The sequence below is a fragment of the Acinetobacter sp. HZNU-JH01 genome (assembly GCF_037996845.1).
Taxonomy (GTDB): domain Bacteria; phylum Pseudomonadota; class Gammaproteobacteria; order Pseudomonadales; family Moraxellaceae; genus Acinetobacter; species Acinetobacter haemolyticus.
On record NZ_JBBMZX010000001.1, the window covers coordinates 2,761,366 to 2,778,791 of the forward strand.

7 protein-coding genes are annotated in these 17,426 nt (G+C 39.9%); 5 read left to right on the top strand and 2 right to left on the bottom strand.

Going from position 1 to position 17,426, the window contains the following annotated elements:
- The first annotated feature begins 311 nt into the window (after nucleotides 1-311).
- The gene (locus AAC851_RS13120) at nucleotides 312-8,468 is read left to right on the top strand and encodes a BapA/Bap/LapF family large adhesin (RefSeq protein ID WP_340600937.1); all 8,157 of its coding nucleotides are present in this window, start codon (nucleotides 312-314) and stop codon (nucleotides 8,466-8,468) included.
- 48 nt (nucleotides 8,469-8,516) lie between these two features.
- Here AAC851_RS13120 and AAC851_RS13125 read toward each other — a convergent pair whose 3' ends face one another.
- Complete coding sequence (locus tag AAC851_RS13125) at nucleotides 8,517-9,674, bottom strand: IS4 family transposase (RefSeq protein WP_008942576.1); 1,158 nt, start codon at nucleotides 9,672-9,674, stop codon at nucleotides 8,517-8,519.
- Nucleotides 9,675-9,881: 207 nt separating this feature from the next.
- On the opposite strand from AAC851_RS13125, the gene AAC851_RS13130 reads away from it, so the two are divergent.
- From AAC851_RS13130 to AAC851_RS13140, 3 genes are read left to right on the top strand one after another with little or no spacing between them, the layout of a single operon-like run.
- Nucleotides 9,882-11,537 carry a poly alpha-glucosyltransferase gene (locus tag AAC851_RS13130; RefSeq protein WP_340600938.1) on the top strand — a complete coding sequence of 552 codons (1,656 nt, stop codon included), beginning with the start codon at nucleotides 9,882-9,884 and terminating at the stop codon, nucleotides 11,535-11,537.
- Between the two features lie 11 nt (nucleotides 11,538-11,548).
- Nucleotides 11,549-14,737 (top strand): CapA family protein, encoded by a 3,189-nt coding sequence (locus tag AAC851_RS13135; RefSeq protein WP_125502884.1) that lies wholly within the window; start codon nucleotides 11,549-11,551, stop codon nucleotides 14,735-14,737.
- On the top strand, nucleotides 14,737-16,188 hold the full coding sequence (locus AAC851_RS13140) for a Mur ligase family protein (RefSeq protein ID WP_125502882.1): 1,452 nt from the start codon (nucleotides 14,737-14,739) through the stop codon (nucleotides 16,186-16,188). Before AAC851_RS13135 ends, AAC851_RS13140 begins: the two co-directional genes overlap by 1 nt.
- On the opposite strand, the gene AAC851_RS13145 is transcribed toward AAC851_RS13140, so the two are convergent.
- On the bottom strand, nucleotides 16,181-16,918 hold the full coding sequence (locus AAC851_RS13145; protein ID WP_125502880.1) for a metalloprotease: 738 nt from the start codon (nucleotides 16,916-16,918) through the stop codon (nucleotides 16,181-16,183). The two genes, AAC851_RS13140 and AAC851_RS13145, sit on opposite strands and share 8 nt — an antisense overlap.
- A gap of 82 nt (nucleotides 16,919-17,000) precedes the next feature.
- Here AAC851_RS13145 and AAC851_RS13150 point away from each other — a divergent pair, with 82 nt between their 5' ends.
- Nucleotides 17,001-17,315 (top strand): MGMT family protein, encoded by a 315-nt coding sequence (locus tag AAC851_RS13150; RefSeq protein ID WP_005084354.1) that lies wholly within the window; start codon nucleotides 17,001-17,003, stop codon nucleotides 17,313-17,315.
- Nucleotides 17,316-17,426: the final 111 nt, after the last annotated feature.

Genomic DNA, 17,426 nt, shown 5'->3' on the forward strand with positions numbered 1-17,426 from the left:
GAAAAAATCACTTGAATGTTAAATTATTAAATAAAATTTAAAACACTTTTAATATGGATTGATGCATAAATGTAACTAAAAATAAACCCTAAAATAAAAAAATATTAAAAAATAAATGCTTGGAAATTTATATTTATTTTGTTCTATCATGCATTAATAGAATTTTTTGTGGGCTATTTAACATTTATCTCAATTGGTTTAGAGTAGAGCTGATAACTGTACCTAATCAAAACAGAAATAATACGCGAAAGCTTACTACTTTAATCAATAAACAGTTGAAAACTAACGAATTATAATTGAGGAACAAGGTCATGTCTGAAATACAAATAATTTCCAAGGAAAGCCATAAAACGCTTTTAAATACCACGGATAGCACTACAGCATTATCCTCTTCTCAACCAGCCGTTGTGCTCATAAAAGTGCCTATTGAGGATGTCGCACAAGTTAAAAGAGATGGAACTAATGCGGTTGTTTTTCTAAAAAATGGAGAGCAAATTGTCATTCAGAACTTCTTTGCGAATGATAATAACCAAAACCTCGACAATAGTTTAGTTTTCCAAGGACAGGACGGAAAGCTGATCTGGGCAAGATTTAAAGATTCTGAAAGTGATTCAGATGCGGACGCTGATTCAGATGCTGATGCCGATGCTGACATTGAACCCGATATGGAAGCAGCTGTTTATTTAGAAGAAACTCCTGTTGCAATCCCTCCTGTAGTTCAGGCACCTGTTTCGGATGCCATTTTCCAACCTATTGATTCTATAACACCATTATTATATCACGATGGTGGCATAAGCCCTTGGTTATGGGGTGTTCCACTCGTAGCGGGTGGAATTATTGCTGCTGCGAGTGGCGGTGGTAGTAAAAACCGTAATGATGAGAGTGACTCGGATGCTGACGCTGACGCTGACGCTGACGCTGACGCTGACGCTGACGCTGATGCGGATGCCGACGCTGATGCGGATGCCGACGCTGATGCGGATGCCGACGCGGATGCAGATGCGGATGCTGATGCGGATGCCGACGCCGACGCGGATGCTGATGCTGATGCCGACGCTGATGCGGATGCTGATGCGGATGCCGACGCGGATGCAGATGCGGATGCCGATGCCGACGCGGATGCCGACGCCGACGCCGATGCCGATGCCGATGCTGATGCTGATGCAGATGCTGATGCCGATGCTGATGCCGACGCTGATGCGGATGCCGATGCGGATGCGGATGCCGACGCGGATGCCGACGCTGATGCGGATGCCGACGCTGATGCGGATGCCGATGCGGATGCTGATGCAGATGCTGATGCCGATGCTGATGCTGATGCTGATGCTGATGCTGATGCTGATGCTGATGCTGATGCTGACGCCGATGCCGACGCCGATGCGGATGCTGATGCCGACGCGGATGCCGATGCGGATGCCGATGCGGATGCCGATGCGGATGCGGATGCCGATGCTGATGCGGATGCCGACGCTGATGCGGATGCCGATGCCGATGCCGATGCCGATGCCGATGCGGATGCGGATGCCGACGCGGATGCTGATGCGGATGCCGATGCCGACGCGGATGCCGATGCTGATGCTGATGCTGATGCTGATGCCGATGCGGATGCCGACGCTGATGCGGATGCCGATGCGGATGCCGATGCTGATGCCGATGCGGATGCTGATGCTGATGCTGATGCTGACGCGGACGCCGATGCCGACGCCGATGCGGATGCTGATGCCGATGCTGATGCTGATGCTGATGCCGATGCGGATGCCGACGCTGATGCGGATGCCGATGCGGATGCCGATGCGGATGCCGATGCGGATGCTGATGCTGACGCGGACGCCGATGCCGACGCCGATGCGGATGCTGATGCCGACGCGGATGCCGATGCGGATGCCGATGCGGATGCCGACGCTGATGCGGATGCCGATGCCGATGCGGATGCCGATGCGGATGCAGATGCAGATGCCGACGCGGATGCCGATGCGGATGCTGATGCGGATGCCGACGCTGATGCGGATGCCGATGCTGATGCTGATGCTGATGCTGATGCTGATGCTGACGCCGATGCTGACGCCGATGCTGATGCGGATGCCGACGCAGATGCGGATGCCGATGCGGATGCTGATGCGGATGCCGACGCGGATGCGGATGCCGACGCCGATGCTGATGCCGACGCTGATGCTGATGCTGATGCTGACGCCGATGCCGATGCCGATGCCGATGCCGACGCCGATGCTGATGCCGACGCCGATGCTGATGCTGATGCGGATGCCGACGCAGATGCTGATGCGGATGCCGACGCTGATGCCGATGCTGATGCTGATGCGGATGCTGATGCCGATGCCGATGCCGATGCCGACGCTGATGCGGATGCCGACGCTGATGCAGATGCCGATGCTGATGCCGATGCCGACGCTGATGCCGACGCTGATGCCGATGCTGATGCTGATGCTGATGCTGATGCCGATGCTGATGCGGATTTGTTAGCTGAGATCACGATTGTTGCAGACGTTGATGGTGACAACATCATTACGGGTAGTGAGTTAAATGGTGGTGCTGACCTTGAAGTTCATATTGGACTTGGTGCTGATGCTTATGAGGGAATGGAAGTTGAGCTTAATGTAGATGGCGAACTTTCTACTCATATTGTCACTGCTGATGATATTGCAAATGGCTATATTGCTACTACGATTACTACAACTGGTAGTGGTGTAATTAATATTGAAGCAACAGCGACTAATAACGATGGTGTTACGGATACGAGCTCTCTTGTTATTACGATTGCCCCTCAAGACTTGATTACTGAGATTGAAGTTGTAGGTGATGTTGATGGTAATGGTTTCATTACTGCTGATGAGTTAGATATAGATGGTAACTTTACTGTTCATGTAGGCTTAGGTGACGGTGCTTATGAAGGGTTGGTGGTTAGCGTAAATGGTAGTGACTATGTTGTTACACAAGCTGACCTCGATAATGGTTATATCGTTGCCACAATTGCAGGTGTTGATAGTTTAGTAAATATTACAGCAGAAGCATCAGATGTTTGGGGTGATACTGATTCGGCTAATATTAGTATAACTGTTGACACGGTAGCGCCAGATGCACCAGTGATTGACCCAGTGAATGGCACTGATCCGATCACCGGTACAGCAGAACCAGGCACGACAGTGACAGTGACCTTCCCAGACGGCAGCACAGCAGAAGCGGTTGTTGACGAAGATGGCAACTGGAGCGTTCCAAACCCAGGCCTAGAAGATGGCGATGAAGTCACTGCGGTTGCAACAGACGAAGCAGGCAACAGCTCTGATCCAACCACAGCGATTGTGGATGGCACAGCACCAGTGGTGACACTGGATGAAGTGGTGACCAATGACAATACACCGGCCTTGACAGGTACAGTGGATGATCCAGAAGCGACAGTGGTTGTGACCATTGATGGTGAGGATTACGAAGCAGTCAACAATGGCGATGGCACTTGGACACTTGCGGATGATGTTGTGGCAGAACTTGCAGATGGCGATCACGAAGTGACGGTCACTGCAACAGACCCAGCAGGCAACGTTGGCAGTACGACAGGAACGATTACCATTGACACGGTAGCGCCAGATGCACCAGTGATTGACCCAGTGAATGGCACTGATCCGATCACCGGTACAGCAGAACCAGGAACGACAGTGACAGTGACCTTCCCAGACGGCAGCACAGCAGAAGCGGTTGTTGACGAAGATGGCAACTGGAGCGTTCCAAACCCAGGCCTAGAAGATGGCGATGAAGTCACTGCGGTTGCAACAGACGAAGCAGGCAACAGCTCTGATCCGACTACAGCGATTGTGGATGGCACAGCACCAGTGGTGACACTGGATGAAGTGGTGACCAATGACAATACACCGGCATTGACAGGTACAGTGGATGATCCAGAAGCGACAGTGGTTGTGACCATTGATGGTGAGGATTACGAAGCAGTCAACAATGGCGATGGCACTTGGACACTTGCGGATGATGTTGTGGCAGAACTTGCAGATGGCGATCACGAAGTGACGGTCACTGCAACAGACCCAGCAGGCAACGTTGGCAGTACGACAGGAACGATTACCATTGACACGGTAGCGCCAGATGCACCAGTGATTGACCCAGTGAATGGCACTGATCCGATCACCGGTACAGCAGAACCAGGAACGACAGTGACAGTGACCTTCCCAGACGGCAGCACAGCAGAAGCGGTTGTTGACGAAGATGGCAACTGGAGCGTTCCAAACCCAGGCCTAGAAGATGGCGATGAAGTAACTGCGGTTGCAACAGACGAAGCAGGCAACAGCTCTGATCCGACTACAGCGATTGTGGATGGCACAGCACCAGTGGTGACACTGGATGAAGTGGTGACCAATGACAATACACCGGCCTTGACAGGTACAGTGGATGATCCAGAAGCGACAGTGGTTGTGACCATTGATGGTGAGGATTACGAAGCAGTCAACAATGGCGATGGCACTTGGACACTTGCGGATGATGTTGTGGCAGAACTTGCAGATGGCGATCACGAAGTGACGGTCACTGCAACAGACCCAGCAGGCAACGTTGGCAGTACGACAGGAACGATTACCATTGACACGGTAGCGCCAGATGCACCAGTGATTGACCCAGTGAATGGCACTGATCCGATCACCGGTACAGCAGAACCAGGCACAACAGTGACAGTGACCTTCCCAGACGGCAGCACAGCAGAAGCGGTTGTTGACGAAGATGGCAACTGGAGCGTTCCAAACCCAGGTCTAGAAGATGGCGATGAAGTAACTGCGGTTGCAACAGACGAAGCAGGCAACAGCTCTGATCCAACCACAGCGATTGTGGATACAACCCCACCTTTAATTGCATTCGATAATGTTGATGATGCGTTTGTTAATGCTCTACCGTTGCAAGTTGGTGATGATGTTTCAGTGGGTAGTCATACTTACTTGTTACTCGCTTCTCTAGCAGGGCTTGATCTACAGCTCGGCTCGGCAGGCATTGGCTTCAACATTGATGAAGGTCATACAGGAGATATGACGTTCAACTATAGTGCACTGATTAGTGCGGATGCGTTGGCTGACTATGTACTTGTTCTTCAAAAATTTGATGAAGAAACAGGACAATGGACTGCAGTGACTGGTCCAGGTCAAGCTGATCTATTGAGCTTGTCATTGTTCGGTGGTACTACAGTAACGGTTGATGGACTTGAGGCTGGTCAATACCGTGCCTTCATGGCCTTTGATGGATTACTTGGCGTAGGATTACTAGGTACTTTATCAGGAACCGCAGATCTTTACGATCAATCGCAAATTGGTGGTTATGAAGTTATAGCCGCTGAAGGTAACGTCATTACTGATGCTGGTATTGATGGTGAGGTTGATGTTATTACAGATACCACCGTTGTCAGTATGGTAAATGGTGTAGCGGTTGTAGAAGGTGGAACAACCATAGATGGTACTTACGGTACCTTGGTGATTAATCCAGATGGCAGTTATACCTACACACCATTTAGTGGTGATGCTGGTTTAGGTCAAGTGGATCCATTTGTTTATACCTTATTTGATCCTGTAACTGGTCAAAGTGCAAATGCAACGCTATATCTGCATATTGATAGTGATGATGTCGATATGACATGGAACCCAGCGGACCCATCACAACCTGCAACAGTAGATATTGTTGCAAGTGATGATCTAAATGTTGCTGAGATCAACCCACAAGCATTGCTTGTTGGAGATGATGTTCCAGCGGGTAGCCATACTTACTTGCTACTTGCATCTTTAGGAGGATTAGATCTACAGCTTGGCTCTGCAGGCATTAACTTCACTGTTGATGAAGGTCATACAGGTGATATGACGTTTAACTACAGTGCATTAATTAGTGCAGATGCATTAGCTGACTATGTACTTGTCCTTCAAAAATTCGATGAAGCAACAGGACAATGGGTTGCAGCGAGTGGCCCAGGTCAAGCTGATCTGTTAAGCTTGGCATTGTTCGGTGGATCAACTATTACGGTTGATGGACTTGAAGAAGGTCAATATCGCGCCTTCATGGCCTTTGATGGATTACTTGGTGTTGGTTTGTTAGGCACCTTGTCAGCAACTATGGATCTTTATGATCAATCGCAAATTGGCGGTTATGAAGTCGTTGCAGCGTCTGGTAATGTGATTACTGATGCTGGTATTGATGGTAATGCCGATGTTACGACACCATTTACCACTGTAAGCAGTGTCAATGGCGTAGCAGTAGCTGCTGGTGGAACAACCATAGATGGTACTTACGGTACCTTGGTGATTAATCCAGATGGTAGTTATACCTACACACCATTTAGTGGTGATGCAGGTTTAGGCCAAGTGGATCAGTTCACGTATACCCTGTCAGATCCTATTGGTGGAGCTAATGCAGCAAGTGCAACTCTGTACTTCCATATTGATAGTAATGCAGTAGATATGACATGGAACCCAGCGGACCCATCACAACCTGCAACAGTAGATATTGTTGCAAGTGATGATCTAAATGTTGCTGAGATCAACCCACAAGCATTGCTTGTTGGAGATGATGTTCCAGCGGGTAGCCATACTTACTTGCTACTTGCATCTTTAGGAGGATTAGATCTACAGCTTGGCTCTGCAGGCATTAACTTCACTGTTGATGAAGGTCATACAGGTGATATGACGTTTAACTACAGTGCATTAATTAGTGCAGATGCATTAGCTGACTATGTACTTGTCCTTCAAAAATTCGATGAAGCAACAGGACAATGGGTTGCAGCGAGTGGCCCAGGTCAAGCTGATCTGTTAAGCTTGGCATTGTTCGGTGGATCAACTATTACGGTTGATGGACTTGAAGAAGGTCAATATCGCGCCTTCATGGCCTTTGATGGATTACTTGGTGTTGGTTTGTTAGGCACCTTGTCAGCAACTATGGATCTTTATGATCAATCGCAAATTGGCGGTTATGAAGTCGTTGCAGCGTCTGGTAATGTGATTACTGATGCTGGTATTGATGGTAATGCCGATGTTACGACACCATTTACCACTGTAAGCAGTGTCAATGGCGTAGCAGTAGCTGCTGGTGGAACGACTATAGAAGGTACCTATGGTACTTTAGTAATTCATCCAAATGGTAGTTATACCTACACACCATATAGTGATGTAACAGGTTTAGGTCAAGTGGATCAGTTCACTTATACCTTGTCTGATCCTATCGGTGGACCAAATGCTGCGACAGCGACGCTGTACTTCCATCTTGACAGTAGCGTTGTAGATATGACATGGAATCCTGCTGATCCATCAGAGCCTGCAACATTCACATTTGTCGCAACAGATGATGTTGATACATCATCACTAGTGATGGTGAATGAAGTGGATGAGGATTACTTCAATGCCTCAGCGTCATTGCTAGGTATTTTAGCAACGACTCAAACTTACACTTCAGGCACATTCACATTAGGTTCCAATATGGATGCGTATGGATTGATTACGGTTAACTCTTTGGCAACTGCTGGAACAGTAAACCTTAATTTAAATCTACAAATGAATGTAGGCGGGGTTTGGACAACTGTAGCGAATGATAGTTACTCAGGAATTATCTCATTGCTTGGTACATTGGCATCACTAGACCTATCTACTTTAGATCTAGCAGCTGGAACATACCGTATTCAAACAACCTTACAACAACCATTATTAGGTGGATTGGCGGCGCTAGTTGGTATCAATACAGATGTAAATGTTACTTATCTTGATCAATATGTGGTATCGAATACGATTGAAGCAGAAGGTAATATCTTCGGAAATGATGCAACTGGCTCTACATTCACTCAACTTCAAGTAACAGATGCAAATGGTAATGTAATTGATGTCTCATATGGCACGATCATCCAAGGCCTACATGGTAATCTGGTGATTAGTGCAAATGGTGACTACAGTTATACACCATCATCGACGACTGGAGGTGGTAGTGAGAGCTTCACTTATACAGTAACTCATTTGAATGGTGATACTATAACTGCGACCTTGAATATCAATGTCGGCTACACGATCCAAGGCAGTACAGGTAATGATATTATTACTGACAGTGCTGGAGATGATCTGATCTATGCTGGTGCAGGTAATGATACGATCAATACTGCAAATGGTGGCTCAGATACCCTAATCTTTGATCTGTTAAATGCTGTAAATGGTACTGGTGGAAATGGTCATGACACATGGTTCAACTTCCATGTCGGAGATACAGCTATAGATAGCGAAGCCGATAAGATCGACATTAGTGATCTGTTAGTAGGCTACGCAGGAGATGGTAGTGCTGCTTCTCTGAGTGCTTATGTAAGCGTAGACTTTGATGGTACAGATACAATCATTAGCATTGATCGTGATGGTGGTGCTGGAGTACATAGTTCTACAGAACTTCTTACACTGAAAAATGTAGATACTTCTTTAGAAGAGCTATTACAAAACAACCAATTGTTGTTCTAATCTAGATTGATAAAAAAAGAGGGCTTTCGAGCCACTGCTGTCCCACAATTATTCCAAGAAGAACCTCAATTGAGGTTCTTCTTGTTTTCGCCACTTCTTATCGGGTAAAAATAATGCCTTTAGAAGTTTTCTTTCAAATAAATTGACCTGAATAATTCTTAATAATCTCTGGACAGTCCATCCCTCATGAGCCATATGTTTTGCAAAACTCACTAATAAATAGGCAATTAATGCAATCCATATTTGAGTTTGTATGGCATTTCGGCTTCGACCTAGAAATGATTTCAATTTTAAATTCTGTTTAATCGCTTTGAAAAATAATTCTACTTTCCAACGATCTTTGTAAATTGCTGCAATAGTCGATGCAGCTAGATGAAAGTTGTTACTTAGAAATTCAAATGTCCTTTTCTTTTCAACATCATAAAATTCTATTCGTCTTAATCGCTTCGGTGCACCACGCTTTTTAGCATAATCACTGCTCAACTCAATATATTCATCCGCAAGAATTCCTTTGCAAGCGTATACTTCACGTTTTGACTTTACTTCATAAACCGTCTTCGGTCTTAGCCGTGTCACAAAGCTGACTTTTCGGTCAGTCATCTCTGCAAACCACTGATAATCAACATACCCCTTGTCAAAAACTACGATACTTCCAGGTGGAAATTTGAGTAATCTGCCTTGCACCATATCATTTTCAATACCATCTCCGAGTGCAACAAATTCAGGAATCGTATTGCTGTGATTTAATCCAACTGTCAGTTTAATGCTCGCTTTGGATTCATGTACTTTTGCCCATTCGCATAAGGACAGTGAAAGATCAATGTGGCTTGCATCAAGTGAATACAGCGGATTCTTAAATCGAAATTTATGTGCAATCTTTGTGTTTTCACAATGCCGAAGTAACTGAGTAAATAATTGCTGATATAGGCTGGCAGGTTGTTCTTGATTGATTCTTGCCAAGGTGCTTCGTGCAATAGTCTTAGCACCGAGGTGATAGAGCTTTTCCTGCTGTGATTCGAGATTGGATTGAATATCTCTTAAGCTTTGCCGACAGGACAGCTGGGACATCAATATGGCAATAAACTGATCCCAGCGTGTGGCTGATCTTAATTTTTGTCCACAATGATGCTGCTTGGCAAGACGTTCAAAATCACATCGTGAAATAGGTTTAAGTAATTGATGAAATACGGTATTCTGATGTGACAAAACCTGAGTCCTTGTAGTTAAAGTGTTTGTTCGCACTTATATTTTAACTATTTTGGACTCAGGTTTTTTATTTAAACAAAACTATGGGACAGCAGTGCTTTCGAGCTCTCTTTTTTTTATTTAAATAAGTAAATTCATATATTCAAACAAAAGTTCTATGCTATATTTTGAGACAGGATAATGTTTATAATCAATAAAGTGGAAGATATGGGCGTTCAAATTTATAATGAATTATTAGACTTTAAAAAGAAATTAGAGAGTTGGATAGATAAAGAAATTGAAGATAAAAAAATAAATGAAAACGTGTTTTGCATTTTTTTATCTTATGGAACAAAAGATCAGAGATGCAATGTATGGAATAATGCTGATAAAAATGTACATTTGATTAAGAAAAGGTTATTTAGCTTTGTTGATAAAATTTTTGAAAAAAATAAAACTCAGCTTAACTTTATAAAAATAGATATTGCTTATCAAATTGAACAACAGGCATGGCCAAGTGTTGTTTATCAAGTTATAAATCAAGTACATAATAATCATTACCGCAAAGGTATTAGTTTAGATGAAAATTTTAATATTGCATTTCTTGAGCAAGAAATTTATGGGCGAGCAGTAATAAGAGGCTTGCGATATGATCAGCCTAACTTTTTTGATGAGAAAAATTTAAATAATGCGATTAAGAAAAAATATCCTAATATTCAAAAAAATATAATTTTAGATCAACTTCAATTTGTATGGACTTTTGAGACACATGGCGCAATATATGAAGGTAATCAATTTATCGAATTGCAAAGTGGTGGTTGTCAAAATGGTGTTAGGAAACTTATAGACGATAAAAAAGAACATTTAGAGCATTTGATTGAAAAAAATGCGGAGTTTTTAGCGCAACAAATCCAAGAAGATGGGCGATTCATTTATGGTTATTTTCCAGCATTTGACCGTGAATTAAAAAGCTACAATACGGTTCGCCATTGCACATCGGTATATGCATTAATCGAAAGTTTTGAAGTTAAAGAAAAACAAGCCTATTGGCCAAAGGTTTATAGTGCAATTCAGTATGCTATTGATACTTTTTATAAAGAAAAACAAAGTAATACTGCATTTATGATAGATGGAGAAAAAGACCCAGAAATTAAGCTAGGATCAAACGCTGCGGCTATTCTCATGCTTACAAAATATCAAGAACTTACCCAAGATGACCGCTATTTAGAATATGCTGAAGCGATTGCAAATGGGATTATGGAAATGGTTGATGACAAGGGTGAAACAACACATGTCTTGCATTATCCAAGTTTAGACGTCAAAGAAAAATTCCGCATCGTGTACTATGATGGAGAAGCAGCATTAGCATTGCTAAGACTTTATCAAATTAATCATGATGAAAAGCTCCTAATAACAGTAAAACGTATGTTTGAGCATTTTATTGAGAAAAAATATGAAAAATATCATGATCATTGGTTAAGTTATTGTACCAATGAACTCACGAAAATTTGTCCTGAAGAGCAATATTTTCAGTTCGGCTTAAACAACTATTTAAAACATATGAACTTTATTAAAAATAGAAAGACAGCATATGCAACATTTTTAGAAATGTTAATGTCTGCATATAAAATGGTAAATCGATTAAAAGAACAAGGTTATGATGATCTTTATGCCAAAGCTGAATTTGACAAATTAAAAGAATTGATTGAAATCAGAAGTGAGTTTCAAAGAAGTGGCTTCTTTTATCCAGAAGTTGCAATGTATATGGCAAGGCCAGATAAGATATTAAATGCTTTTTATGTACGACATGACCGTTTTAGAACACGAATAGATGATCAAGAACATAATTTATCTGGATATGTGGCATACGTGAATTATTTCTAAATGGTGAAACAATGATTATAAATAAGAACAATATCAAAGAAATAATGCCTGGAAAATGGTATATCGAGCCTAAAGAAGACTGGTTTGTTCAGCATATTTCTGAAAATAAGTTGAATTGTAAAAAAGATGAAACATTATTTGTAGCGATGGACAAGGAGACATGGTTAAAAGGGACTGGTAATACAGGTGTATATGCAAAATGGGAGGATACACATGATCTTTTACATACGTTTCATGATCAGGTAAAAGGAGTTGTTGTACAGCGACCTATACCAGACTTACCTTCACATCTGCCACAATATATCGTAGAGGATTCTTATCAGTTCATTCATCAATGTGCTGAATATATGAGAGAAAATATTAAGAGTAAAACAATTGCGATTACAGGAACAGTTGGAAAAACGAGCACTAAAAACTATCTTAATTTACTCTTGCAAAACTATGGGTCAACCTATGCAACTTATGGAAATCATAATTCTCGTACAGGGGTAAAGTTGACGTTATCCAATGCGATGGTTGAGCCCAATTACTTAATTCTAGAAACAGCAATGTCAGCACTCTGGATGAAAGATGGGGGGATTAGTCAATTAATACGTCCTGATATTGCAATTATTACTGAAATAGGAGTCGGTCAAAAGGGATATGATGAAAATCAAACTGCAGATTTTAAAAGCCGAATTGCAAATGGTCTAAGTGTAGATGGTCAAGTAATTTTAAATCGAGATATAAAGAATTATGATCAACTCTTAGCCTACGTACATCGATATAGTCATAATGTTTTAAGCTATGGAAAGCATTCAACTGCTGATGTTAAGTATCAACGAGTAGAAGATGGTTTTTTAATTTTTATAAAAAATAATAACTATCATGTTTCATTGGATCATTATGTTGATGATGGCACTTTAAGTAATATGGTTGCGACTTTGGCAGCAATACATGCACTAGGTCTTGATATAACTAAAGTTTTACATTTATTTAATTCTATCAGTAATAAGGAATCAACATTAGAACTGTTATCTGTATATGATAAGAATGCCTATTTAATAGATGATACTTATAATGCAGAATATCTATCAATGGTGAATGCATTTAAATATTGCCATGGTAGATATAAGGAAAATAGAAAAATATTAGTAGTCGGAGATATCATAAATTTAGAAAATAAGTCTAAAGAAGTTCATGAAAGCCTGCTTAAGCCGATATTAGAAAATGAGTTTGAATTAATCGCCACCTTTGGAAAAGACACCCTATATTTGAATCAACTTTTGCCAAATGATCGAAATTTGGGGCATTTTACCGATGCAAAGCAATGTGCTCTAAAAATCAGAAATATTCTACATAAAGATGATGTAGTTCTGGTTAAGGGATCGAGACGAAATTCGACGATTGCGACGATCCCTAATTTGATCGCTTTACCAGAGAATAGTCACATAGACAAAAGTATACATAAATATGTTACTGCACATTTATCTCACGTCAATTTCAATGAACAGATATGGCAAACCAAGACTGAATATGGAATTGGCCCATTAATCCTAATTTATTTAGCTTTAAAAAAATATGCGTTAGAAGAGGTACAGTTAAACTCTGTTTATAGAGTGACTGAGAATGTAGATCGAGAAGCAAAAAGGAATAATGCTTTAGGTTTATTCCTAGGAGAACGTTATTATTTCATCCAAATACTACAATATGTTATTTTGACTCAAAAGCCTGATTGTATTTTAGCTCTAGCTGAACTGCTATATCGGACAACTGCAGAAGCATTAAAAGAAATAAAGAAAGAAGCTGAACTTCTTGGTATAGATCAAAGTCAGATTTTGAATATTACAGGTAGAAATGTAAGAGATAAGACTCAAGAAAAAACTTTTTTAGACATTTTTAAAGTGAGTAAAAAAATATTTGAGTTACCTGCTTATTTTAGAAAGCAATTTTTTGTTGATATTACCTATTTTAAAGGCGCTATCTTAAGACCGATTACGTCGGTAGCATCTAATATAGGTTTAGATGGTTTTTTATTCATTGGCGATCGAAATCGGCGAGTCTATATTGGTTTTAGTCAACAACAAAAGAAAAAAATAAGTATTCATTACACCGATGGTGAGGCCGCTAAGATTGAGCATGTTTTGCCATATCATCAAACTTTTAATGCGCTTCCAATCCCTAAAAAAATACATGCTAAAAGCCAATATATAAACATTTTAGGAGATACTTATTTTGGTGAATCTTATACAAAAATTAGGAAGAGGAGAGGGGTGATTGATGCATTACAAAAATATGGATATACGCATTCTTTTGAGAAAATAGCATCTTTCTTTGGTAAAGATGATATCAATATTGCAAATTTTGAAGCTGTTTTTATTGCTAATGATAGTCAGCAGTCGCCTTTAGAAAAAATTAAACCTTTCATTTTGGGTGCTGATGCAGACAAAACTTTAAATGAGTTTTTACATAGGAACATCAATCATGTCGTACTCGCAAATAATCATTTAAAAGATTATGGAAGTGAAAGTCTAGAGTTTACTTTAGACCAATTTGACAAGAAGTCGATCGCGTATATAGGTGCTGGTCGTAATCAAAATCAAGCACATGAGTATTTTGAAATTGATTGGAAAGGTAACAAACTTGCGATTTTTAATGGTTACTGGCATAGAGATGCGGCTTACAACAAGTTTGATTTCTATGCGTTAGGACATCGTGATGGCGTAGCTTGTACTAATGGTATTCTTCTTGAGCAGGTTAAAACATATAAAAAAAATTATCCACACCATAAGATTATGGTGATAAGCCATTGGGGAGTGGATTTTAAGTCAATTCAGGATGAACAAAAACGAATTGCAAAAATACTTGTTTCCTGTGGTGCTGATATGGTGATTGGGCACGGCCCACATACTATTCAACCTATCGAATATATAGATGGTAAGCCGATTATTTATAGTATCGGGAATGGTGTGTTCAATAGTAATGGCGAATATGATAAACACGGAGCATTACCTTATGGCTGTATTGTCCGATTGGATATGGAACAACAAATGTTAAAGCTTTATCCAATTTTTACTAATAATTTGAAAACATTTTGGCAGCCATATGTTGTAAGTAGAGAAGATTTTGATCGAGCATCTAAGTTATTACTGGATAGAGTTCAATGTGAAATTGAAGTTGATAAAAATGACTATGGTTACTATTTAAAGGTGAATTTCTAATGTTGGATTTAACATTATTAGATATTTTAGAAATCTCTAAGAGTTCATTCAAGCTAGATAAAAAATACTATAATAATAAAATATCTAAATTCAGTATTCATGTCGATAATTTATCTACTAATGATTTGTATTTTCATTGGAGAGTAGGGGAGGAAAGTTTATTATTTATTGATAAGGCTTTAAAGAAGGGGGCTTTCGTTATAACTAGTGAGGAAAAATATAAAAAAATAGAATTAGACGGGAGTAAAATTATTTATGTTCCTTCTGTTAAAAAAATATTATTAAAATTAGCACAGTATAAAAGAAGTGTTTTTGATGGTGAAGTTGTTGCTATAACTGGAAGTGTAGGAAAAAGCTCAATAAAGAATATGCTTTCAATGATTTTATCTATGAATGCTCATGTTATTTATACGGTAGGTAATGAAAATGCTTGGTTGGGGATATATTGTGCTTTATGTAATATTAACCAAAAAACCAAATATGTTGTATTGGAAACAGGAGCTTCAGGTCTAGGAACCTTATCAACTCCTATAAAAGTTGTTTCGCCTACTATATCTGTTCTATTAGATATAAATTTCAGCCATCAAGGAAAATACCCGACAATAGAGGATCTTATTTTTGAAAAGGCAAGTATAATTGGAGCATTACGCTTAAAAGGGAAGTTAATTATTTCTTATAATACATTGAATATGCTTAGAAATTTAAAATATGTCATTAGGGAGGATATACATGTTATTAGTATTGGGGATGGGGCGGATATAAGCATATTGAGAAATAATTTAGGTAAAAGAAATTCAACTGTAGATGTGAGTTTTCATGGTGAACTAGTAAAATTAAAAATTCCTCAAGGGAATATTGCTGATTTAATAAATGCAGTATATGTGTTCGCTGTACTAAATAATTTTGGTATTAATTTTATTAAGTTTAATGCTTTATCTAGTTTTTACAGACCTTTACCTAGGCGCTTTGATCGTAGTCGAATAGGTTATAAAGAAAATTTAACTTTTGAACTCATCGATGATGCATATAATTCTTCACCTATCTCTATTCAATCATTATTGGAATCAATTGAAATTAGAGAGGTTCAAGAAAAAATTCTAATCTTAGGTGATATGCTAGAGTTAGGAATGGATAGTGTAAAGTTACATCAGAGCATTCTAGAAAACCAATTATTGAATCAATTTAGTAAAATTATTCTCATTGGTGAGATTTTTTCTCAATGTGAAAAAAGTGATGCGATGCAATCTTTTTTAAATGTTGACCAGTTTATAGGATCTATAAATGATTATATTTCTGATGGTTGTTTATTGGTGTTAAAGGCTTCTCATGGCATCAATTTATATAAGTTGAGAAACTTTTTTGACAAAGAAGCCATTTCAGTCCAAAAAAATATTGATTGGTTTGTCGAGGATGAAGCCTATAATTTATATTCCAAGCAAAATACTATTTAGCTCGATGATAATAATCCATTATCGTCGAGAGTTGTTCACGATTAAATCCGATATTACGTTGACCACCACTGCCGAGCTTACAATCAGCGCTGGTCATGATATTGGTTGAATCTTTTAATTTTGCACCTGGTGCACAGACATGCTTTAAGCCAAAAGCATGACCCATTTCATGTGGCGTTGCTGCTTGAATATTATAATTTAATCTCTGCCAGTCAATTAAAATAAATGGTTGGCCTGTGTTACGGAATCCCCAACTGGTGACATCCCTAAATTTTAATCTGTCACTATATGAGTCGTATATAATGAAGAAAACTTCTTTCGATCTACGCTCTGGAAAGCAATGTTTTACAGCAGCAGGAATATTTTCAGTAATTATTTTTCGAGGTTGATTAAGCTGATAAGCTAAATCACAGTTACGTTTGTTAAAGTTTTCATAAGAAAAATAACGGTAAGGCTTGAACCGAAAGATTTTTTGATTATTTTCATCCACAAAGTATTGGTTTAGGATATTAATCTCTTTCAGCATTTGATTTCGGTTGTCGTACTCGCGTGCTTTAGGTGTATTGGTTGTATAAACAAAACTTACATAAACGACTGGTAGGGTACTTTCTTCTTCTTTGTGTAATTTGATCGGATGTTTTTCTAACTCAACATAACTTTTTTCTTTAGTACTGCATGCTACACAGACTAGGCTGATCATGAATAGTGTCGTAATTTTCTTATATGCCATTTCCAGATCTCTAATATTTTAATATTGAATTGGTTTGTGTGATTTTTTGCTCATAATAGCAATTTTTTGAGGTTTTATCACGTTGAATGAACAAGAGTTACATCGCCAAATCCTTGAGGTTATTGATCTCATTCCTTATGGAAAAGTGGCAAGTTATGGTCAGATTGCAAAATTAGCAGGTTTACCTAAACATGCACGGCTAGTTGGATTTGTGCTAAAACATTTGGATCAAGAAAGTAAAGTGCCTTGGTATCGTGTCATAAATGCACAAGGACGAATCAGTGTTAATAGAATCAATGATAAAGGGGAAAATGTTCAGCAGTGTTTATTAGAAGCAGAGGGCGTTTACTTCGAGAATGGAAAGGTTGATTTTAAAATTTTTGGTTGGACCATTTGATAAAAATAGTCTCAATGTATATTGAATAGATTGAAGGGAATTTACTATTTATTTGCAATGCTTATACATAACGTTACGCATAAGTTTTGAATTTCAAATGAATTAAGTTGT

What these genes read in the sequence shown, in the direction of transcription:
- AAC851_RS13120 (WP_340600937.1), top strand. Translation starts at nt 312, where the DNA reads ATGTCTGAAATACAAATAATTTCCAAGGAAAGCCATAAAACGCTTTTA.
- AAC851_RS13130 (WP_340600938.1), top strand. Translation starts at nt 9,882, where the DNA reads ATGGGCGTTCAAATTTATAATGAATTATTAGACTTTAAAAAGAAATTA.
- AAC851_RS13135 (WP_125502884.1), top strand. Translation starts at nt 11,549, where the DNA reads ATGATTATAAATAAGAACAATATCAAAGAAATAATGCCTGGAAAATGG.
- AAC851_RS13140 (WP_125502882.1), top strand. Translation starts at nt 14,737, where the DNA reads ATGTTGGATTTAACATTATTAGATATTTTAGAAATCTCTAAGAGTTCA.
- AAC851_RS13145 (WP_125502880.1), bottom strand. Translation starts at nt 16,918, where the DNA reads ATGGCATATAAGAAAATTACGACACTATTCATGATCAGCCTAGTCTGT.